The organism is Zongyangia hominis (assembly GCF_014385095.1).
Classification (GTDB): domain Bacteria; phylum Bacillota; class Clostridia; order Oscillospirales; family Ruminococcaceae; genus Zongyangia; species Zongyangia hominis.
Genome location: NZ_JACRTC010000013.1, coordinates 1 through 20,665, shown reverse-complemented (window position 1 = coordinate 20,665; position 20,665 = coordinate 1). Strand labels below are relative to the sequence as shown.

Annotated in this window: 19 protein-coding genes; 5 read left to right on the top strand and 14 right to left on the bottom strand. The window is 52.0% G+C overall.

Annotated features, from left to right (window positions below; genetic code table 11):
- Positions 1 to 293: 293 nt before the first annotated feature.
- Positions 294 to 677, bottom strand: coding sequence for a hypothetical protein (locus tag H8709_RS11625; RefSeq protein ID WP_262398476.1), 384 nt, complete (start codon positions 675 to 677; stop codon positions 294 to 296).
- 177 nt (positions 678 to 854) lie between these two features.
- Here H8709_RS11625 and sleB point away from each other — a divergent pair, with 177 nt between their 5' ends.
- Both sleB and H8709_RS11615 read left to right on the top strand, forming a co-directional pair.
- On the top strand, positions 855 to 1,580 hold the full coding sequence (gene sleB / locus H8709_RS11620) for a spore cortex-lytic enzyme (RefSeq protein ID WP_262398475.1): 726 nt from the start codon (positions 855 to 857) through the stop codon (positions 1,578 to 1,580).
- A 340-nt stretch (positions 1,581 to 1,920) separates the two neighbouring features.
- Positions 1,921 to 2,226, top strand: a complete 306-nt coding sequence (locus H8709_RS11615; protein WP_262398474.1) for a helix-turn-helix domain-containing protein — start codon at positions 1,921 to 1,923, stop codon at positions 2,224 to 2,226.
- Positions 2,227 to 2,264: 38 nt separating this feature from the next.
- Here H8709_RS11615 and lepB read toward each other — a convergent pair whose 3' ends face one another.
- Positions 2,265 to 2,783 (bottom strand): signal peptidase I, encoded by a 519-nt coding sequence (lepB, locus tag H8709_RS11610; protein ID WP_262398473.1) that lies wholly within the window; start codon positions 2,781 to 2,783, stop codon positions 2,265 to 2,267.
- 139 nt (positions 2,784 to 2,922) lie between these two features.
- On the opposite strand from lepB, the gene H8709_RS11605 reads away from it, so the two are divergent.
- Positions 2,923 to 3,468, top strand: a complete 546-nt coding sequence (locus H8709_RS11605) for an FUSC family protein (RefSeq protein WP_262398472.1) — start codon at positions 2,923 to 2,925, stop codon at positions 3,466 to 3,468.
- 175 nt (positions 3,469 to 3,643) lie between these two features.
- Here the strand turns inward: H8709_RS11605 and H8709_RS11600 are convergent, their stop codons facing one another.
- From H8709_RS11600 to H8709_RS11585, 4 genes are all read right to left on the bottom strand, one after another.
- Positions 3,644 to 5,044 carry a DUF4340 domain-containing protein gene (locus H8709_RS11600; RefSeq protein WP_262398471.1) on the bottom strand — a complete coding sequence of 467 codons (1,401 nt, stop codon included), beginning with the start codon at positions 5,042 to 5,044 and terminating at the stop codon, positions 3,644 to 3,646.
- Positions 5,045 to 5,257: 213 nt separating this feature from the next.
- Positions 5,258 to 6,766 carry a GldG family protein gene (locus H8709_RS11595; RefSeq protein ID WP_262398470.1) on the bottom strand — a complete coding sequence of 503 codons (1,509 nt, stop codon included), beginning with the start codon at positions 6,764 to 6,766 and terminating at the stop codon, positions 5,258 to 5,260.
- Positions 6,767 to 6,778: 12 nt separating this feature from the next.
- Positions 6,779 to 7,483 carry an ABC transporter gene (locus tag H8709_RS11590; protein ID WP_262398469.1) on the bottom strand — a complete coding sequence of 235 codons (705 nt, stop codon included), beginning with the start codon at positions 7,481 to 7,483 and terminating at the stop codon, positions 6,779 to 6,781.
- Positions 7,480 to 8,736 carry an ATP-binding cassette domain-containing protein gene (locus tag H8709_RS11585; RefSeq protein WP_262398468.1) on the bottom strand — a complete coding sequence of 419 codons (1,257 nt, stop codon included), beginning with the start codon at positions 8,734 to 8,736 and terminating at the stop codon, positions 7,480 to 7,482. Before H8709_RS11585 ends, H8709_RS11590 begins: the two co-directional genes overlap by 4 nt.
- Positions 8,737 to 9,104: 368 nt before the next feature.
- Between H8709_RS11585 and H8709_RS11580 the strand changes: the two genes are divergently transcribed.
- Positions 9,105 to 10,391, top strand: a complete 1,287-nt coding sequence (locus H8709_RS11580) for a DUF1015 domain-containing protein (RefSeq protein ID WP_262398467.1) — start codon at positions 9,105 to 9,107, stop codon at positions 10,389 to 10,391.
- 274 nt (positions 10,392 to 10,665) lie between these two features.
- On the opposite strand, the gene H8709_RS11575 is transcribed toward H8709_RS11580, so the two are convergent.
- The 7 genes from H8709_RS11575 to H8709_RS11545 form a co-directional block, all read right to left on the bottom strand.
- The gene (locus H8709_RS11575) at positions 10,666 to 11,634 is read right to left on the bottom strand and encodes a G5 domain-containing protein (RefSeq protein ID WP_262398466.1); all 969 of its coding nucleotides are present in this window, start codon (positions 11,632 to 11,634) and stop codon (positions 10,666 to 10,668) included.
- A gap of 583 nt (positions 11,635 to 12,217) precedes the next feature.
- Positions 12,218 to 12,736 carry a hypothetical protein gene (locus H8709_RS11570; protein ID WP_262398465.1) on the bottom strand — a complete coding sequence of 173 codons (519 nt, stop codon included), beginning with the start codon at positions 12,734 to 12,736 and terminating at the stop codon, positions 12,218 to 12,220.
- 732 nt (positions 12,737 to 13,468) lie between these two features.
- On the bottom strand, positions 13,469 to 14,662 hold the full coding sequence (locus H8709_RS11565; protein WP_002587453.1) for a tyrosine-type recombinase/integrase: 1,194 nt from the start codon (positions 14,660 to 14,662) through the stop codon (positions 13,469 to 13,471).
- 155 nt (positions 14,663 to 14,817) lie between these two features.
- Positions 14,818 to 16,038 (bottom strand): tyrosine-type recombinase/integrase, encoded by a 1,221-nt coding sequence (locus H8709_RS11560; RefSeq protein ID WP_002587452.1) that lies wholly within the window; start codon positions 16,036 to 16,038, stop codon positions 14,818 to 14,820.
- An 84-nt stretch (positions 16,039 to 16,122) separates the two neighbouring features.
- Complete coding sequence (locus tag H8709_RS11555) at positions 16,123 to 16,353, bottom strand: MerR family transcriptional regulator (protein ID WP_002587451.1); 231 nt, start codon at positions 16,351 to 16,353, stop codon at positions 16,123 to 16,125.
- A 572-nt stretch (positions 16,354 to 16,925) separates the two neighbouring features.
- The gene (locus H8709_RS11550; protein ID WP_002587450.1) at positions 16,926 to 17,339 is read right to left on the bottom strand and encodes a sigma-70 family RNA polymerase sigma factor; all 414 of its coding nucleotides are present in this window, start codon (positions 17,337 to 17,339) and stop codon (positions 16,926 to 16,928) included.
- A 464-nt stretch (positions 17,340 to 17,803) separates the two neighbouring features.
- Positions 17,804 to 18,490, bottom strand: coding sequence for a winged helix-turn-helix domain-containing protein (locus tag H8709_RS11545; RefSeq protein ID WP_016147206.1), 687 nt, complete (start codon positions 18,488 to 18,490; stop codon positions 17,804 to 17,806).
- A 156-nt stretch (positions 18,491 to 18,646) separates the two neighbouring features.
- Here H8709_RS11545 and H8709_RS11540 point away from each other — a divergent pair, with 156 nt between their 5' ends.
- Positions 18,647 to 20,110, top strand: a complete 1,464-nt coding sequence (locus tag H8709_RS11540) for an IS6 family transposase (RefSeq protein ID WP_443983740.1) — start codon at positions 18,647 to 18,649, stop codon at positions 20,108 to 20,110.
- Positions 20,111 to 20,542: 432 nt separating this feature from the next.
- On the opposite strand, the gene H8709_RS11905 is transcribed toward H8709_RS11540, so the two are convergent.
- Positions 20,543 to 20,653, bottom strand: coding sequence for a DegV family protein (locus H8709_RS11905; RefSeq protein ID WP_262398461.1), 111 nt, complete (start codon positions 20,651 to 20,653; stop codon positions 20,543 to 20,545).
- Positions 20,654 to 20,665: the final 12 nt, after the last annotated feature.

The following is a 20,665-nucleotide window of genomic DNA, read 5'->3' as shown; positions in this document are numbered from 1 at the left end:
GTCAATATATTTCCCATTCTTTTTTTTGCTGCCTTTTCGTTTCCGGGCTCCCGCCCGTCCTTTTCCCGGACAGCTCATTTATTTTACCATACGCCCTCCCCCCTGTCAATCCCTTTTTTCCCTTCTCTTTTCTTATTTCCTATTCTTTTTCTATACATTTGGTTTACTTTATCTTTAATTATACCATATCGTAATTTTTCTTTCGTTTTTTCCCTTTATCACCTATCCGCCGGTCCCAGCATGACAGATGGGATTAGAAAAAGCCGGGGGAAATCCCCCGGCCTTTTTTCTTTTTATTCCGGCGATGCGTCCAAAACATCCTCCATCTCGCTAAAGCTCTCGAAATACCGCTCGGTTTCCTCTGAGATCTTTTCGACCAAAGCCGGGGTCGGCAGATGCCCCTTGCACTCGATGATGTAGATCACCAGCTGTTCAGCCGCCCGCTTATAATAGCCCCGGTCCAGCCCGTAGACCTGATGCCGCCGCTGCATGAAGCCGGCCGCGAAATGAATGTAGCGGGAGACTTCCTCCGCGTCGGCCGGTATCTCTTCCCCATCCAGCGGGCAGGTATAACCCACCAGGTTTTTCTCTCTTCTCCGCCGCTCAAAAAACTCGCCCAGTACGTAGCTGACCGCAATCGCCAAAATACAGATACTTACGCCAATGATCAGTTCCATATCCACACCCCTTGCCATCCATTTGTGTACGCTATCCTATGCAAAAGGAGGCCGGGGTGTGCCTTTTTTTAAAAAATAGTAGAAAAACGATGATTTTCTTTTTTGGATATTCCTCCACTTTCCGGGAAAACTTTTTATAGTCAAAGCCGCACGGCGGCAGATTGGAGTTTTGCAAAGATGGAAGAATCCTTCGCAAAAATATTAAAGGTGATGGTTGTCGTCATGCTCAACCTGTGTGTCATCGCCTTCGCCTATTTTGTACTGCGTTATTCTCCCGCCACCTCCGCCTCCTCCCACACGGTCAGCGATACCCTGGCTGTGCCCACCCTGTCCAAGCGGGGTTCCCGAGGGGAAGAGGTTAGAAAAATCCAGCAGAAGCTCAAGGACTTGGGTCTTTACCGCATCGCGGTGGACGGCATCTACGGCGCTAAAACTGAAGAAGCGGTCCGCGCCTTCCAGAGACAAAAGGGACTCAGTGTGGACGGCATTGCGGGGCCCAACACCCTCAAGGCGTTGGGGCTCTCCTCCGGGGGCAATGAGTCCGCCACCTCCCAGAGCGACTATCAGCTTCTGGCCCGGATTATTTCCGCGGAGGCCCGGGGCGAGTCCTACACCGGACAGGTGGCGGTGGGTGCGGTGGTCCTCAACCGAGTGGCCCATCCCTCTTTTCCTGACACCCTGGCCGGAGTGGTCTACCAGCCCGGCGCCTTTTCCGCCATCAACGACGGACAGATCAATCAGCCCATCGCGGATTCCTGCTATCAGGCGGCCCAGGACGCCCTCAACGGCTGGGACCCCTCCGGCGGTGCTATCTACTATTATAATCCCGACAAGACCTCCAACAAGTGGATTCGCTCCCGCCCCGTTATCAAACGCATCGGCAACCACCTCTTCTGCTCCTAGCGGGCAGGGCCCGCTGCCAAATCGCGCTGTTGTGTCTTACGAAACTGTAACGCAGGAGACGCGGCGGTGTTTTGATCGAAGCCTGGAGCGTGACTTGCCGCCGCCGCCTACCGGCGGGGCAACGAAAAAAGGAGAAGCCAATGGCTTCTCCTTTTTTCTGCGCCCATCGCTTCTGCTCGATACAACTGGTGATGTCTGTAGGAGGAAAGAAACTTGGGCCTTCTTTGCAAACGATTGCTTCGTTTACAAGTAGTATTTTACATCATCACGTTCTATTTTGCAACGTTTTATCGTTATAAAATTAAAGAAAATAAAGTATTTGTCAAAAGAGGGGTGTCCCGTGGATTTTTTAAAGCGTCTGGACGAGCTTTTGGCGCAAAAGGGCTGGTCGACTTATCAGTTGGCAAAGGCCTCGGGGCTGACCCAAAGCACCATCAGCGCCTGGTATAAGAAAAACTATCAGCCGAATATTCAGTCTTTGGAGGCCATCTGTAAGGGGCTGGGTCTGAGCATTTCCGAGTTCTTTGCCGATGGCAGCACGCCTAACTCCCTAACGGAGGAGCAGCTTGCCATGTTTGAGCGGTGGAGCACACTAAGCTCCGAGCAAAAGGCCCTCATCTTAAAGCTCATCGAAAACATGAAATAAAGGAAAGGCCAGCCGGTTTTGACCGGCTGGCCTTTCCTTTATTTAAGGACCCCCATCTGGGTCAGGGGCCACAGTTTAAAAATAGCGTGGCCGATAATCTTGTCCGCCGGGATATAGGGGTTCTCCCACTCCCGGGCGTCAAAAGAACCGGCGCGGTTGTCGCCCATAAAAAGATAGCAACCCTCCGGCACCTGGAAGGAGCGGGCCTTATTGGAGGGGTGCTTGACATAGGGCTCGTCGAGCTTTTCCCCATTGATGATGACGCTGCCGTCGGAAGTGACCTCTACCGTTTCGCCGGGCAGGCCGATCACCCGTTTGATGAGGGTCATATCCAGCTCGTCGCTGCGAAAGACCAGGATGTCTCCCCGCTTGACGTTCTTTTCCGGGCTATACATCCGGGTGGTAAAAAGCCAATCCCCCTTGTTGATGGTGGGGATCATGGAGCCGGTGGGAACGGTGGCGAAGAAAAAGACGAATTTAATGAGGAGCAGGACGATGATAATTTCGATGGCGAAGGGGAGTATCCATTCCTTTAAAATACGTTTGAACTTTACCATGGCGGAGGTCCTTTCTTCGGCCGGAGAAGGCCGCTTCCTATATTGAAGGGCGGCTGGCCTTTGTGTTATACTTAATAGAATTGAAAGCAGGGGCCGCTTGTCCCAAAAGGAGGAGCGGCTGCCACCGAGGAGGATTCGCATGAATTTTCGATATAAGCCGGGACTGCGGGCAGTGAAGACCGGGATTGCCGTCTGTTTATGCCTGCTGGTGTCCTGCCTGTTCGGGCGCAATTACGCCTTCTATTCCTGCATTGCGGCAGTAGTCTGCATGCAGCCCACCACCGGAAAGACAGTGCATGTGGGGGTTCATCGGTTTATCGGGACGCTCATCGGCGGCTTTGTGGGCTTCCTGCTTTTGGAGAGCGCCAAGCTCATTCCCCAGTACCACGACTGGGCGTATATCCCCATTATACCGCTCTTTTTGCTTCTTGCCATCTATTTGTGCAATATTCTCGGCAGAAAAGATTCCGCCGCCATCTGCTGCATCGTCTTTCTCAACATTGCCACCAACTTTGACCGGGGAATCCATAACTCCCTGCTATATGTAATGGACCGTGTCATCGACACCAGCATCGGCATTATTCTCGCGGTTCTTGTTAACCGTTTTATCTTCCCACGGAAAAGCCGGTCTTCCGACAGCGCACAAGCGGACCTCCCCTCCCCCCAGGAGGAAGAGGAGAGCTGACCGCCTACGGCGGCCCCTGCCGGGGCGGGACGACGCGTATTAGGTTGCGTTCGCGCCACCGCCGCGTCCCTCGCGTTTTTGTTACTGACCCGCGAAAGCGCGGTGTGTCAGCGGACACTGCTCGCCCTCCTTGCGCTAAAAATGGCCGCTTTTGCGGCCATTTTTATTTTTTCTTCTACCAGCTCACGGAGAAGCTCTCGCCTTTGCTCAGCGCCTCCAGCGCCTCGCCCAGCTTCTCCACAAAGGAGGCCTTAATATAGGAAGTGATCGAGCCGTTGCAGTCCACGTCATAGGACCGGACGCCATCGTAATAGAACTTGAGCACTTCCGGCTCCCGGGCCTGATCTTTCAGGCGCACCGTCATCACCATCTCCGGCTCTCCGGACACTTTCTGTGTCCTTTCGCCCTCGCTCCGGGCGGAAAGCGCCATTTCCATCATCTGGGCGAAGGGCTCCGCTTCCACAGCCGCGCCGTTGAGGGTGGGAGCATCCCCCGGCACCAGAGTGTAGGTCTTGCCGCCCAGGGTGATTTCCAGGGAGGCAATTTCGTCCTGGCTGTCCACGATGTACGCATCCGCCAGCAGGTCCGTGTAGGTGTACTCCATGAAGGAGATGGTGCTCATATCCAGGTCATAGAGGATATTGACATCCGAGCGCATGGCGCTGAGCAGATCCTTATCCTTACCGTCAAGCCGGAGCGCCAAGGTCTGATCGGCGTATTCCAAGGTGATCAGTGTCTCCGGGTCGTCCAGTCCCGCGGCGGTGATGTCCTGGGCCGTGGGCTCCAAATTGACCACATGGGAAGCGTAAACCCCAAAGATGCCGCCCAGCTTGTCGATGCCCTCCTCACTGAGGCGGCGTTTGACCGGGGACACCATATAAAAGGTGCCGCTTTCTTTATCAAAGGTGATCTCGATGGGCTGCTCCCGAAGGGCGCCGCCGATGGTGATCTTTTTAAGGCCTGCCGTCTTGCAGCTCTCCACCACTTCCGTACTGCTCTCCAGCGGCGGCACGAGGCGCCGCTCCACATACTCGGTCATGGGGGAAATGAGGCCGTAAATGTTATATTCATCCATCAGATAGACGTTGCCGTCCTGGGTTTGGACATACACCCCTCTGTTCTGGGGGGCCGTATCCCCCACCTTGAGGACAAAGACGCTGCCGTCTTTGTAGGTGATGGTGGCCACGGACAAGGGGTCTTTAAGCCCGTACTTCTCCACATCGCCGGGGTTTTCCTCCACCAGCTGCTTGGCTGTGATATTGGAGGCGTCTGCGAGCACCGAATAGAGCCCGTTTTCGTTGCGGGGATACCCGGAAAGCTCTTCGATATAGGCGTCGCCGTTTTCGTCCACCTGTACGGTATAGTCCCCATAGGCCACCTGGATCTGCACCGATACCACATTCTCGGTGGCCTGATTGGAGAGAACGATACTCTGCCCGCTCTCGGAGGAACCGCTCTCCTCCTCCCCCGGCGCCGGTGTGCGCAGGAAGAACACCGCGGTCACCGTCAGCACAGCCACCACGACCAGTCCCGCCAGCAGGCCCACCGCCTTTTTATTCCATTTGCCTTTGCTCAAAAGCTTTCTCTCTCCTTTCAGCACACCTGCCGGTGCGGGTTGACGCGCCACCCCCGCTTGTGTCTCTAACGATAACTACAGCGCGATATCCTCCACCGGCAGGTGGCTAGCGGCGGGCATGTCGCGCCCATGGCTCCATTGGCAACACTGCCGCGTTTCCCGCGCTTGTGTCTCAAACGATACTACAGCGCGATATCCTCCACCGGCAGGTGGCTAGCGGTGGCGGCGGCGAATCCAGATCACCAGGCCGGCGCACAGGACCACCAGGGGTACGATGACCACAAACACAGACCCCAGTAAAATTACTTGGGCGGTGTTGACGCCAAGCTCGCTGCCGCTGATATCCTTGGCCACAATCTGGATGTTGTTTTCCCGATGGGACAATTCATCCATCATGTTGAGGAAATAGTTGCCGTTTCCAACGGAAGTGCTCTCTAAGAGGGTGGAAACCAGGGCGCTGTAGGTGCCGCAGGCCACCACATGGGACTCCTTCCCATCGGCGGAAGTGTTAGTGGCGTAGAGGAGGCCCGGGAAAGGGCCCACCATGTCCTCATCGGAGGGGGCGTAGTCCTCGGTAGCATCCTTGGGCATGACGCCCGCTGTCTCGGAGAAGGAAAGGAGCTCCTCCACCTTCACGGTGCCCTTTTCGTCAAAGAGCTTTTCCATGGGACGGCTATAAGGCAGTGTCATGACGATCTTGTCGCTGATGAGGCTGCCCGCAAATCGGTCGGAGGCGTAGTTGACAATGGTAAAGAAGGAGTTTTGGTTAAAGACCATGCTGGCATTGGTCTCAAAAGTCAGGCCGCTGCCCACCTTGATGCCCCACTCGGCCAGGAACGCGTCCAGATTGGGGGTGTCGGGCTGTCCGGCGTCGGCCAGATAGACCACGCTCTTGCCGTCCCCTTCCAGGAATTTGTCCAGCCGGGAGAGCTCCTCCACCGTGTAGTCCTTTGCGGGGGCCGCCAGAATCACCACCGACACTTCGTCGGGGATGTCCTCGGTGACCACGGAATGGTCGATTATCTCGTAGTTGTTGGTGGTGAGCAGGCCCGTAAAGTCGGTGATGTCCGCTTCCCCGTGTCCGGAGAGCACCGCCACCTTGACCTTGTTTTCATCGGTGACCTGCACAATGGCGGAAGTCATGGCCTGCTCGGCCTTGGAGGACGCAATCTGCCCGCCGTAATAGCTCTGCTCCACATTGAAAAGATCGGTGGGACTCAGCTTCACGATCTGATCGCCGCAGATGATGAGTATATCATAATTGGAGGGCGACAAATCGGCATACTGATTTTCCAGCTGCGGATTTTGCACCAAGTCCACATACTCCACCTTGATCTTATCGGAGAATTTGCCATACAATTCAATGATTTGGGCCGCCTGGGCATAGTAATCATTGAGACCGGTGAAGGTCTGCTGGGAAGCGAGCACCTTGATGGAAACGTCCTTTTCAAGGCCCGCGATGTAGTCCTTGCTTTGCTGGGAGAGCTGGAATGCCTTGTCTTTGGTCATATCGATGCTCATGGGATACCGGGCGGCTAGAGCGCTCATGACAAAGTTTAATAGCACCACCGCTACAATGACGATGACCGTCAGGCCCACCGCCAGGCCGGAATGTTTCAGTCTCTTGCTGTGAAAGAAGTTTCCCGCATTGGACGCCGTCTTTCCCTGCTCCAGCACGGAGGGCGCGGTTTCGGGGTTCTCCTGTTTTTTAAAGATTTTCATCTGCGCCACCTCCTAGCTCCATCTTTTCTTTTCCAACACGCGGACGGTAAAGAACAGGAAGAGCCCGGCCACGCTCAGGAAAAAGATCACGTCGGCGATACTCAGAACACCCAGGGTGAAGTTGGCATACCGGGTGTAAAAAGAGATCCCATAAATCACGTCCTTCAAAAACTGGGTGGGCATGACGCTGGAAAGGGTGTCGATAAGCATCAGCGCCATCATCACGGCAAAGCTGGCCACGGCGGCGATCACCTGGCTTTCGGTGAGGGAGGAGATAAACTCGCCGATGGCGATGAGGGCGAGGCCTAAGAAAATAGCGCCCAGCAGATGCCCGAAGAAGAGGGACAAATCGATGGGGGCAAAGGCCGCTAGCGTCACGGCGTAGACCACCGTCATGGCCATGGCCGCCAGATAGACCACCACCGCCGAGAGATACTTGCCCAGTACAATGCCGTACAGACCCACCGGCGCCGTCAGCAGCGCTTGGTCGGTTTTGAGCTTTTTGTCCTCGCTCATCAGCCGCATGGTCAAAATGGGGATGAGGAACATGATCACCGAGAAGATGGAGGAGAAAAACGCCCGCATGTCGGTGGTGTTGGAGAGGACATTGCCCAGGAAAAAGTAGAAGCCTCCAAAGGCGAAAAACACCGCCAGAAAGATAAACCCGACCGCCGAGGAGAAATAGGCGCTCAGTTCCCGTTTAAAGATGGCTGTCATAGCGATTGCCCCTCCCTTTCCCGTGTCGCTCCGCTGCCGGTGGCAGCCTTCCTTGTATCCGGACCATCCGGCGCTTTGACGGCGGTTTCCGTGCCGTTTTCATCGGGTGCGCCCTGTGCTTCCCCGGCGCCGGTATCCGCCTCGCTGCCGCTGGGCCGGGCCGTACCCTCGCCCCCGGCGGCCTCTCCGGCTTGATCGCCGTTTGCCGCAGTCTCTTTTTTCAGGCCGTCCTCCGCCGGGGCGTCTCCCATCTGGGAACCGCTGTCCTTCACTCCGGACGTCGGCGCTTCCCCGGCCGCCGGGGCGGCGTGCTGCTCCTCAATGAGCTGGAGGAACACTTCCTCCAAGGTGAGTTCGGAGGTCTTGAGCAAAAGCAAGGGCATTTGCTCCCGGCAAAGGGCCGCGAACAGATCGCGCCGCAAATCCCGGCGCTCGGTGCTCGTCACCCGGTAGTCGTAGATCTCAGCGCCGCTTTCATTTTCCCGCCGGCCTTCCACGGTCACCTGGACGTCGGAACCCAGCCCCCGCAGGACCCGCTGCACCCGCTCACAGTCGCCCTCGATGCGGGCGGTCAGGCTGTGGTCGGTGGAGAGGGTGGCCGCGATGGATTCGGGCGTGCCGTCGGCGATGAGCCGGCCATCGCTTAAAATGATAATCCGGTCGCACACCGCCTGCACCTCGCTGAGGATGTGGGAGGACAAAATAATGGTGTGACGCTTGCCCAAAGACTGGATGAGGCCCCGGATTTCGATGATCTGATTGGGGTCGAGTCCCACGGTGGGCTCGTCCAGGATGAGAACCTGGGGGTTACCGAGCAGCGCCTGGGCCAGTCCCACCCGCTGGCGGTAGCCCTTGGAGAGATTCTTAATGATGCGCTGGCGGACCCCTTCAATGCCGCACAGAGCGCACACCTCATGGAGATGTTCCTTGCGGGGGAGCTTCACCTTTTTGAGTTCAAACATGAATTGGAGGTAGGCGTCCACCGTCATGTCCAGATACAGCGGCGGCTGTTCGGGCAGATATCCGATGCACTTTTTCGCCTCCATGGGTTCCTCCAGGATGTCGAACCCGCCGATCTTGGCCGTCCCCTGTGTCGCGGAGATGTACCCGGTGAGAATGTTCATGGTGGTGGATTTTCCCGCCCCATTGGGGCCGAGGAAACCCACAATCTCCCCCGAGTCAATGGAGAAGCTGATGTCATCCACGGCGTTTTTGACGCCGTATCGTTTGACTAGATGCTGCACCTCTACCATTTGTCAAACCCTTCCTTTCCTAAGCGCTGCCAAAGCGCCGTGTCATTGCCTATTTCCATGCGCCCGCGCACTATTTGCTACAATATCATACCAGAAAATGGGCTCTGTTTTGTAAATAGAAGATGAAATTTCCTCCCATAACTTCCGCTCTTTCTGTGATGGTTCCCTGATTTCCCCTGTTTTCCCCCAAAAAATCATTGCCCCACCCTGAGGCGGATGCTATAATGAAGACAGCTGTCCGGCCGGGACGAGCAAAGGTCCCATCCCTGATACCGGCGGCGTTTTCTGTGTTGTACCGGCGCTTTTTGTGCGCCTGCATTGTCATCAATGGGCCGGACACCCCGCGCCCACAATGGGAGGAAACATCTATGGCAACAGTCAAAGGCTTTCGCGGCGTGCGCTTTACCGAAAAGGCGGGAACCATCGCCGAGCTTTGCTGCCCCCCTTATGATATCATCAGCGAGGAGCAGCGTCAAAATTATCTGGCACAAAATCCCCACAACGTCATCCGGCTGGAGCTCCCCCGAGGCGAGCATCCCTATGAGGAGGCGGCAAAAACCCTGCAAACCTGGCTTTCCAACGGCGTTTTGAGCCAGGATGAAAAAGAGGGGCTCTATATCTACGAGGAGGAATTTACCGCCCGGGGCGTTCCCAACAAGATCAAAGGCTTCATCTGCCTGGTCAAGGTGGAGGATTTCTCCAAAGGGGTAGTGCTGCCCCATGAGGAGACCCTCTCCAAGGCCAAAACCGACCGCTTTAATTTGCAGATGGCCACCGGCTGCCAGTTTAGCCAAATCTATTCCCTGTATATCGACCACGAGCACACCACCCTTTCCCTCATCGACGCCCTCTCCGACCGGGAACCGGACGCCGTCTTCACCGACGAGGGCGATGTTACCCATCGGCTCTGGTGCGTCTATGACGAGGATGTGATCGCTCAGGTCGGCCAGCAGTTTGCCGGGCGCAAGCTCTACATCGCCGACGGCCATCACCGGTATGAGACCTCCATCAATATCCGAAACGCTCTGCGGGAAAAGGGGGTCATCACCGACGACAGCCATCCGGGCAACTATGTCATGATGATGCTCTGCGATATGGAGCACCCGGGCCTGGTGGTCTTCCCGACCCACCGCCTCATCCGGGACATGCCCGATGTGGACATCCCCGACCTGCTCAAAAAGTGCGAGGAGTTTTTCGATATCACCCCCGCCCTGCCCCTTTCCTCCCTCCAGGAAAAGCTGGACGAGGACTACGCTCAGGGCAAAAAGTCCTTCGCCCTCTATACCGGCAGTCAGGACTATACCCTGCTCACCCTGCGGGACTTAGGCGCGGTTAAGCGCTTGGAGCCCAAAATGAGCGACGACTACTGCAACTTAGACGTTTCCGTCCTCCACACCCTGGTGCTCGAGCACATCCTCGGCATCGACAAGGAGAACATGATGAACCAAGTGAACCTCAACTACACACGGGTGCTGGAAGAGGCCATCGACAAAGTTCAGGACGGCACCTACAACTTCAGCTTCATCATGAACCCCACCAAGGTGGAGGAAATCGGCCGGGTGGCCGAGGGCGGCGAAAAGATGCCCCAAAAGTCCACCTATTTCTATCCCAAGCTGACCACCGGCCTTGTTATGAACAAATTCATGGACCTCTAGCGCCACCTACCGGTGGAGGATGTCGCGCTTTGGTCCGACGGAAACCACAAGCGCGTGAAACGCGGCGTCGTCTCAAAGAAGACTCCGGGCGCGTCTTCCTCGCCGGTAGGCGCGGCATGCTGCCGCTCCCATATTGCGCTTTGGTGGAAACCACAAATGCGTGAAACGCGGCGGTGTTGCAGAGGAAACCAATTGCGCGATGCCCCGCCCCGGCAGGGGCCGCGGCAGGCGCAAGGAAAAAGGGAAGGACCAGAAGGTCCTTCCCTTTTTTCGCTTATTCCGCCGCAGGTCCGGCGTCCAGGGGATATTTGCCGATCTCCACCGGCGCGGTGGGGGAAATCTCCCCTTCGGGGGTTTCCAGCACATAGATGTTGACGGTCCGCTTGCCAAAGAGGCAACTTTCCAGGTAAGTGTTAAAGAATAAGTCCACGTCGATGATGCCGTCCGCTATGGCAGTGCCGGTGTCGGCAGCCACGGCGTATCCGTAGACGAAGGAAAAGTCCGGCGTGGCAATATAGAGCTTGGTGCCGTAGGGAATCACATCGGGGTCCACGGCCACCGTGCCCGCCACCGCGGAAAAGCCGCTGGCGGTCCAGGCGCCGGGCCGGGCGGAATAGGCGGTAGCCACCGCGCCGGTGATGACCCGCTCGTAGCGGAGCGGCTCCCCGTTTTCGTCCACCTCCACCGGCTGGGGGGATACCGGTACATCCGCACCCACAATGGCGGTCTTGGCCACCGGCTGACAGCGGATATTTTCCTCCACTGCCTCCCGCTGGGTCAGTTCCCCATCCACCCAGGTTTCTTCATAGACACACACCTTTTCTCCCGCCTGTCCGGAGCGGGTCACCCGGACCTGCCCCTTTGGCAGCAGCGGCGTGCGCTTTTCAACAGTGGGATAAGGGATCTCTTCGATTTCTTCCACCCGCCGGTGTTCCACCCGGGCGATGGAGATCTCCGTCCCCTCCTCCAAGGGCGCCGCGGGATCGGGGGTGATTTGGTCGTCTTCGTTAACGGCTACACCCGCTTCTTCCAGCGCGTCCCCCACCGAGCCTTCCGCCAAGTGCACCTCACGGGTCTCCCCGTCCGCCTGGACCTTTACCTCAAAGGCCCGTTTGATATCAATTTCCGCCACCTCGTCTACACCGAAACCGGTGAATTCCACCAGGTCGGACGGCTGAGTGGCGATGCCTTCATCGGCCAAAATCTCAGCGGGATGGCTGCGCAAGGTGATTGTTTTTTTCACCTCTCCACCATCCTTAATAAATACAGCGTTGGTCCTAAGTGTCAAGGTATACAGCACGCTGCAAAAAACCACGGAAAATATGGCTACCGCACACAGGCGGCACCGGGCCAACGCCCCGATTTTCCGTATCCTTTTGCGTATACGGTTCATACCATTCTCCTTTTCTAGATCGTTTGCGGGACCCTTGTCCCGGAATGTCCGACGTCCGAAAGTTGATCGCTCCCGGCCCCGGAATTTACCGCCGCTTGCCCTGCCATCGGCCGCGGCCACGGTATGCCCCCTTGATAAAACTGGAAGCATACTACTATTCTTACCAGATTTGCTGCCATTATATGCAGTTTACCATTTTCTGTCAAATCTAGTGGCATGGATGAAAAAGACCACCTACTGTCGGCTGTGGTCGAGGCCGGGGGAAAGGTTTGTCAGATTTATGCAAATCTTTTTACGGCTTTTCATGTTCCCTTGTCAAATGATCAAAATTGTATGCCGCCATGCAACTTATCCAAAACGCACAAAAAGCCACCGATTCTTTTTACAAGAATCGGTGGCTTTTACCATAATCATCCAGTTGTTACAGAAAAGATTACGCTCTCTTCCTTGCGGATTCTTCCGCGTTCTCCCAGCCTGCCAGGGGTACCGGTGTCTCCCCGATGGAGACCAAGGCATCGGATAGGAGCTTGATTAGCTCCAACGTGCTGCGGAAATTTTGGGCCTTTGTCTCTTCGAGCCACCGGACATAACCCTGCCAGGTGGCATTGTGGCGGTATTGTACCTGTACCAAGAAGGTGGCCAACATCCCCTTTTTGTTGGAAAAGATGTCGTCCTCATAGTAACGGAGGACCTCCCGCTTGGGCATCCAGGTGGTCACAATTTTATCCGCGTCTTCAAAGCTGCGGTACCGGACACTGGACAGCGGAAAGGTGACGGCATCCAGAATTTTCTCCATTTTAGTGATCATATCAATCACCCCGTCAAAAGGGATGGCATGCTCCATATAGGGGTTATTCAGCCGGCCGCTGATTTCAGTATTTTCAAAACGGTCGATACAGACCAGGGTTTTCGACACATTGCTGGATAGCGCTGTTATCGGTTGCAGTGCCATAACGCTCCTCCTTTGTTCAGGAAAAAGGGATTCCTGCACAATTCCTATCGCATTCTTACTTATTTACATTATGCCATAAAAAAGTCATAAGACAGTCACAAAACCCATTATATTTTGTAAACACAAACTGAACTTTTAACGCTGTACCATTCTAATGAAATGGGACTTACGCCCGAATCCCGGCCGGCGGTCTGTGGCTCGCCTAACCAAAATAGCCCCAAAGGGGCTATTTTTGCGCATTCAGGGCGAAGCCCATTGCGTGGATGCCCTTGCGCCTCAATGTTATAACGAAGCTATAACAAAAGCCCCCTGCATAAAGCAGGAGGCCTTTTTCTGTAACAAACTATCTCTTGGAGAACTGCGGGGCGCGGCTTGTCGATGCCCCCGCTCGGCTCCGCCTCGGGGATGGCAAAAAGCGGCTCGCCTAACTAAAATAGCCCCAAAGGGGCTATTTTTGCGCATTCAAGGCGAAGCGCATTGCGCGGATGCCCTTGCGCATCAACGTTATAGCGAAGCTATAACAAAAGCCCCCCGCATAAAGCAGGAGGCTTTTTTCTGTAACAAACTATCTCTTGGAGAACTGCGGGGCGCGGCGAGCCGCTTTGAGACCGTATTAAACTCCTTTGAGCGCCGATTTTCCTTGGTATTCCGGGCTTTTCCGGCTTTTCAATGTTCAGTTGTCCTATTCCTTAACCAAGGAAAATGGTGCATTTTCAATCAGCATCCCGCCAGTTAAAGCGCGCTGTTCACTACCTCGAACAACTCCTCTGGCTTATTATATTTCACCTTTGCGTAAATGTCCATAGTTGTTTTGCTGTTTTCATGTCCTGCAAGGTACTGAACTGTCTTGGGATCAACGCCTGCATAAAGAAGGTTCGTGATGTAAGTGTGCCGTAACAGGTGTGGGGTAACATCAAAATCCAGCGTATATTGGATATTGGGATTGTTCTTCTGTGTCATACCCAGCGTTGGCTCCACTGTGTATTTGATGCTCTGCCCATTCACATACTTATAGTAATTGCGGGGTTTGGTGGACCGGACGACTACATACTGCCACACCCGTTGAAACTGCGATGCAGCTAAAGGCTGTCCTTCGCTGTCCGCAATCACATAGTCTGATCTGGAGACTGCCTTGGCTTCCCGCAGGCAATCAACCAAACACTTGGGGATTGGAATATCTCTTTTTGCCGCCTTAGTCTTTAGCACCGTAGAAACCACGGGCCTGTTATGCTCTGTGCGCCATGCCCGCCTCACCGAGATATAAGGCGTAGACTCGTCCAGAAATACACAGTCCCATTGCAGTGCAAGGATTTCTTCCCGGCGTAGGCCCGAATACAGGCCGAGCATAATAAACAGATAAGGTGGAAGTCCCCGGACCGTATCCAGAAGCACCTCTACCTGCTGGTCTGTCAGTGCATCCTTCTTTTTCGCTGGCTTTCCGCCCTTTCCCGATATTCCTACACAGGGGTTATACTCAAGTATTTGGCTGCGCTCCGCCGAGTAGAAAATACACTTGAGAAGCATATTCACCGTACTGTATAACCCCTCCGATTTATTCGACAGCGGCACAAGTGCCAGTCGAATATCATCAGCCGTCACTTCCTCCATATACATCTCTCCCAAAGGTTTGATGATGTAATTCTTCATGTCGGTGGTATATCCCTTCAATGTAGCCGTAGATACCTTTGCTGATTGCATCAGCAGCCACTTCTCGCAATACTCAGCCACCGTCGGATGCTGCCGGCGAAAGATAATCTCCTCTACCTCGCGCCGCGCCTCTAATTGCTTTTCATACAATTCCTCGCAGGTGGCAGCATACAAGCTCACCTGCTTGCCATCCGCATCCAGAATCCGGGTTCTGTAATATGGGATTCCTTTTCTCATAACAGTTCCGTACTGCGGAACCTCCGTTTTTTTCTTAGCCATCTTTGACCTTCCTTTCTTGATTACGTGCAGTTTCCGTATCTACACTCTCTTTTTATCAGAAAGTCCAAATTTAATCAAAGATACGGCCTATGTAAAACAAAGAGCGAGACATCCTTGCCTCGCTCCTGCTCCATTTCCTATTTTATTGTTTCGCCTTATGCTCGTACAGCATCCCATTGAGCAAATGCATTGCCCATCGTTCTGACCAGCTCATCCGGTCTGTTGTATTTGACCTTTGCGTAGATGTCCATGGTAATTTTGCTGCTTTCATGGCCTGCCAGATATTGAACCGTTTTGGGGTCTACCGATGAATGAATAAGATTCGTGATGTAGGTGTGCCGCAGCTGATGCGGTGTAACCTCGAAGTCCAAGCTGTAAACCACATGGCCGTTGTTTCGGGCCTTTTCTCCAAGCTCCGGGTAAAGCATATACTTCACATATTTTCCGTCCACCAGTTTGCGGGCCATTCTCGGTTTCGCGGTTCGCGTCACAATATACTGCCACAGCCGCTTAAACTGCGTATAAGACAGAGGTTCTCCATCCCGGTTTGCGACCACATACTCCGAAGTCGAATTTGCTTTTGCTTCTTTCAGACATTCTGCCAAGCAGGTCGGAAGGGGGATATTTCTCTCCGCAGCCTTTGTCTTTAATTCGTCGAGAATCACCGGCCTGTTATTTTCAGTATGCCATGCCCGCCGCACTGCTAAGTAAGGGAAGTCTCCATCCAGATAAACCGCATCCCATTTCAAGGCAAGTATTTCTTCACGTCTCAAGCCTGCGTACAGGCCAAGCATAACAAATACATAAGGGGGAAGTCCCTGTACGGTATCCAATAAGCGCGCGGCCTGATCGTCTGTCAGTGCCGCTTTATCTTTCTGCGGAACGCCGCCACCTTTTGTCGTAAGATAAATCGTCGGGTTATCATCAATGATTCGGCTTTCCTTTGCTGCACGAAAAATAGATTTATACAGAATCACGACTGACTTATATACCGATGCGGATTTTTTTGAGACAGGGACAAGCGCAAGCTGAATATCATCCAGGCTAACCTCTCCCATCCGCTTATCTCCCAATTCCGCAATGATGTGCCGCCTGACCTTTGAGGTGTAATCCGTCAAAGTAGTTGCCCGTACATGGACAGACTGCATCAGCAGCCATTTCTCACAGTATTCTGCAACCGTGGGCGATTTCCGATGGAATGTGGCGTTGTTGATCTGCTCCAACGCATTTGTTTCCTTATTATAAAGTTCTTCGGGCGTTCTTGCATAAAGGGCTACGAGCTTCCCATCTGCATCTTCAATCCTTGTTCTGTAATACTCAATACCATTGAGCATCACTGTACCGTATTCTGGAATCATCATTTTTCTTTTTGCCAATTCCGTCACCTCCAAAAAATAATCTCCAGCGCTGTATCTTTGTTTTATCAAACTTCTTCAATTCCAGCAAGGATACGGATTGGCTCATGCTTTGGCGTTCCGGGGCTTGCGGTAAGTTGCGCTCTTTTCCATAGGTTTTGCCCGGTGTGTGCATTTTGCGATATACTCCTGAAGGCCCATATCAGTAAAATATACACAACCGTTCTGCACATACTGAACATAAGAAATCAAGCCGTTGTTACGGGCTGCATCTAAGGTCGTAATACTGATCCCCAAGATTTTGGCAGCTTCTTTTCGTGTAATCAGTTTTTCCATAAATCATATTCCCTCCATTCTGTCAAGGTTGTCATCGTGCTTTCAAAATCACATGAATGCACTGGCAGCCGAAACTGCCAGTGCATGGTATCTAACTTTGAAAAGAAAACTGCATCTGAATACTGAGCTGTTGTTTACAACAAATGGACGCAGCTCTCTTGAATTTTAGTTTTGCTTTCGCCACATTTGCCACGCATCCCTGACGATGGGGACATTCCTGATCTCCGCTGGCGCGGCTGTCATAACTCCGCAGCGTCGTTTTATTCGTGCGCCGCAGGGTTCCGCCTCAAGTCCGTGGGCGGGTGTGAACAAGTATCTTTAAGCCCCCATGGAGTCCTCGCGCCCGAAGTGCCACCTCCGGGTCTCAGGCTGGCGTTGATCGCTGGGAACAGCCTTGTTTATCACCTCCTTGGGCTGTCCATCTTGGCGGCGCGCCTGATTCGCTCGTACATGGGTTATGTACCAGAAATGCCGTCTATTCGATTGTCAAAGTACATCGAAGGGGAGAAACTTGTCCTTCTTATTAACACTGACAAAAAGAGTGAAAAACAGGCGCTTCAAATGAAACTTTATCAAAAATATTTTGCTAACTGTTTCAACCCACGCCGGATGCTGTCACGAACACGGCTCGGATCTACGCCTTCGGCTCTGGCAATCTCATTTACGCTCATCCCCAGATAGTACCGGGCGTAAATTCTCCTTGCCTGTTTCTTCGGCAAAGCCATCACGGCGGAGTAAATCTGCTCGCGCAGCTGCTTTTCCTCCAGAAGCATCTCCGGCGTCTCCAGCTTTCGCAGGACCGCATTTTCAATTCCATTCTCACAGTCCAGGGAGTACTGCGCCTTATAGCGATACATTTTTCGCTCATAGGCTGCTTCAGCTCGCTCGTCAGACTGAAACACCGCTTGTACTTCATCGGTTACTTCCAAAAAGGCATCGGTTTTATAAACATCGGGATACAGATCCCGAAGATTGACTTTCTTCATTATGTACCTCCATTTCGATTCACGGGTGATTAGCGGGTGAATCGAATGGAGGCGGGGAACGGCATCGAGGCCGTTTGGGGACATTCGGCAAAAAACGACAAGCAAAAGCGCCAGTCTCCCATTCCAGGAAACTGGCGCAACAAAAAAGATCATTATTATTCCGGTTTGCGCAGAACGATAATACTGACAGGTTGCCGAACTGCCCCGGAGGGGAAGCTACACTTTTTTTAGCAAGTGAAGATTATGAGAACTGTAAAAGGTTAAAACAAACAAAGCGGCATCCTCCTATATGCCGCTGTAAATAACCTTTCTGTCTACGCAGTATAAAGCGGCAGCTATTCAGCAAGCCGCGTTTTCATTGAACCATTACTCAATTAACAGCTGCTCGCCATTATTGAGAGCTATGGTATAGAACAGAAAGCAAGATTTACTTTAGATTTATACAAGATTTGCACAAGAAATACCTATACTTCGAATTTGTAGCCTATTCCTCGAATGCTTTTAATATGTTCTGATGCAGTTTCCGAACTTTTTAACTTTTTCCGTAAATTACTTATATGGCTTGAAATCGCATTGCGTGAATAAAACGAAAAATCATCATGCCAAACAGAATCCATTATCATTTCATAAGTATAGACTTGCCGTTGATTCATAATTAGCAGCGCAAGAATATCAAACTCTTTTTCGGTCAAATCAATGCATACCCCAGCTATCTCTACAGACCTGTACTCTAAGCAGAAAGACAAGTCTTTCACAGTGATGATTGTTAGCGGTCTTCTTTTATCTTTTGGTATTTTCAAACAATTTCTCATACTATTTTTCTCTGAAAACATTTCTACCATAGGATGATTATAGGTATGTAAATATTGAGCAGCACCAAAATGGACACATGCATACCGCTGTTCCTCCGAATATGAAGGTGGCACAACAATAATTGGTACCGCACGTTTTTGTCTCAAGATATCCAAATCGTCTTGTGGAATCACATCAGAGCAAATAGCTACGCATATATATTCTTTAAAAGACAGCATTGCGGCCGCTTGTTTAATATTATCAGCATAGTCAAATTCAATTTCAAATTCTTTCCATCGGCCAGCAGTAACCTCATATTCATTATAGGCGTATCCTACGCCCAATACATGCGGAACCATATGTTCACCTCCTACTACTTCTAGGTAGTGTCAAGTTTCACTACCTTTTTTTATTGTTAAACCTTGATTTTATGGGAGTTTGCAATAAAAAGAGCATTGACCTCCCTTTTTCTGGTATAATGTCAATCGCCAAACCAACCTTAAACCAAGGAGACAATGCTCATGGACATTATACTGTATTTACTTCACTTAATTCAATACCAACATAAACAAATTTGCTGGCTTATTAACTTTATCTGTAGATATATCCCTCTCAAACAATGGGCTTTCGATGATTCCCATTCTCCCAAGTATCAGAAGTTCAAGATTGACGAACTTCCTAAGATTATTTCATACAAACAGGATTGGGACTGGAAAGAGCTTATTCCTTACTATCAGGAACGCTATCACAAAATCATCAAGCCTGTGTTCAGGCACGGAGAATGCGATATTCCAGAGTCCTGTCACTGCCCCGTTTGCGACGCGCCTGCTGACTATCTCAAGTGGAACAATGGAAAGCGCAAATCTCAAGTGTTGTGCAAGGTCTGCCAGACCACTTTTTCCCCAACCGAAGATAACCGTTTTTCTAAATCCACTGTATTGAGATGCCCTCACTGTAATCACAGTCTTGATCGTAAAAAGGACCGGAAACACTTCATCGTCCACAAATGTGTTAACCCCAAGTGCCCATACTATCTACACAATCTGAAGAAAGTTGACAAAAAGCATCTTGAAGAAGATTACGGCAAAAACAAATATAAGCTTCACTACATCTACCGCGAATTCACGATAGATTTCTTTAAGTTGGATTTAAACTCCCTTCCAAAGAATGCATCTTCCCTGAAATTCACCAAGTTCGATTCCCATACCATGGCACTTTGTTTGACTCTGCATGTGAATCTCGGTCTTTCTCTCAGAAAAACCAAGCAGGCACTCCTTGATCTTTACGGTATTGACATCTCACATCAGAGCATTGCCAACTACTGCAAATCTGCCGCCATGTGTATCAAACCCTTTGTAGACCATTACGATTACGGCACAGGCTCTGTATTCACTGCTGATGAAACCTACATTAAAATCCGTGGCGTTAAAGCCTACATCTGGTTCATTATGGATGCGGCAAAACGTTCCATCATTGGCTACCAGGTCTCGGATAATCGTGGTGTCGGTCCTTGTATCCTTACAATGAGAATGGCTTTCCGGAACCTAAAAGAACTTCCAAAAAACTTTAAATTCATTGCGGATGGATACAGCGCCTATCCATTGGCTGCACAGCAGTTCTTCCATGAATTTGGAGATAAATTCAAGTTCGATATTACCCAGGTAATTGGTCTTACCAACGACGATGCGGTGTCAAAAGAGTTCCGTCCATACAAACAGATGATTGAAAGACTCAACCGTACATACAAGGCCTCTTACAGACCCACAAACGGCTTTGACAACATCGACGGTGCCAACTATGATCTGGCTCTATGGGTTGCTTACTACAACTTTCTCCGCCCACACAAGCATGTCGGCTACAAAGTACTGAACGAAGTAGAAATGCTCAAAGGCGCTGATAACATGCCTGGAAAATGGCAGCTTCTCATCTTCCTCGGCCAGCAGACCATCCTTAATCTTCAAAATCAGGCATCTGCATAATGGAGCGGAACTGTTGTCAGGTAAACCGTGGAATACCGCAGTGCCGTAGGCGCGAGGATATGCCGCGAAAGTTGCTTGACATAAGGTTCTCGGATTATCCTGTCAAACAGAAAAGGGGCAACTGCGCCCTTTTCCTGCCTTCCGGCGAGGACGGGTTCGGGCAGAGCCTGAAAATGGGTCAAGGGACGAGTCCCTTGCGGGTACTTAGGGCAGAGCCCTAAGCCCTCGGAGAGCTTATCGTGATCAATATCTACAGTTTTCAAGGTTCAATTGAGCCTTATTTATTTGACTCGTTTTTCCATACATCATTTGACACTATCTACTTCTAGCAGACAGTTCAAAGCTGCCGAGCATAAGTTACCCGGCAGCTCTAAACAAAACTATATTTTTCTATGATGGAGAATGCTTTTTTGCGTATCTACAAATCCTCCGTCATCGATTATTTCCCCAGTAAATCAATGCCAGTGCGCCGGGACCGGTGTGTGCTCCGATGATAGGGCCAATATAAGCAATACAAATCTCAGAATCCGGGAATTGTTCCAACAACCTTTCTTT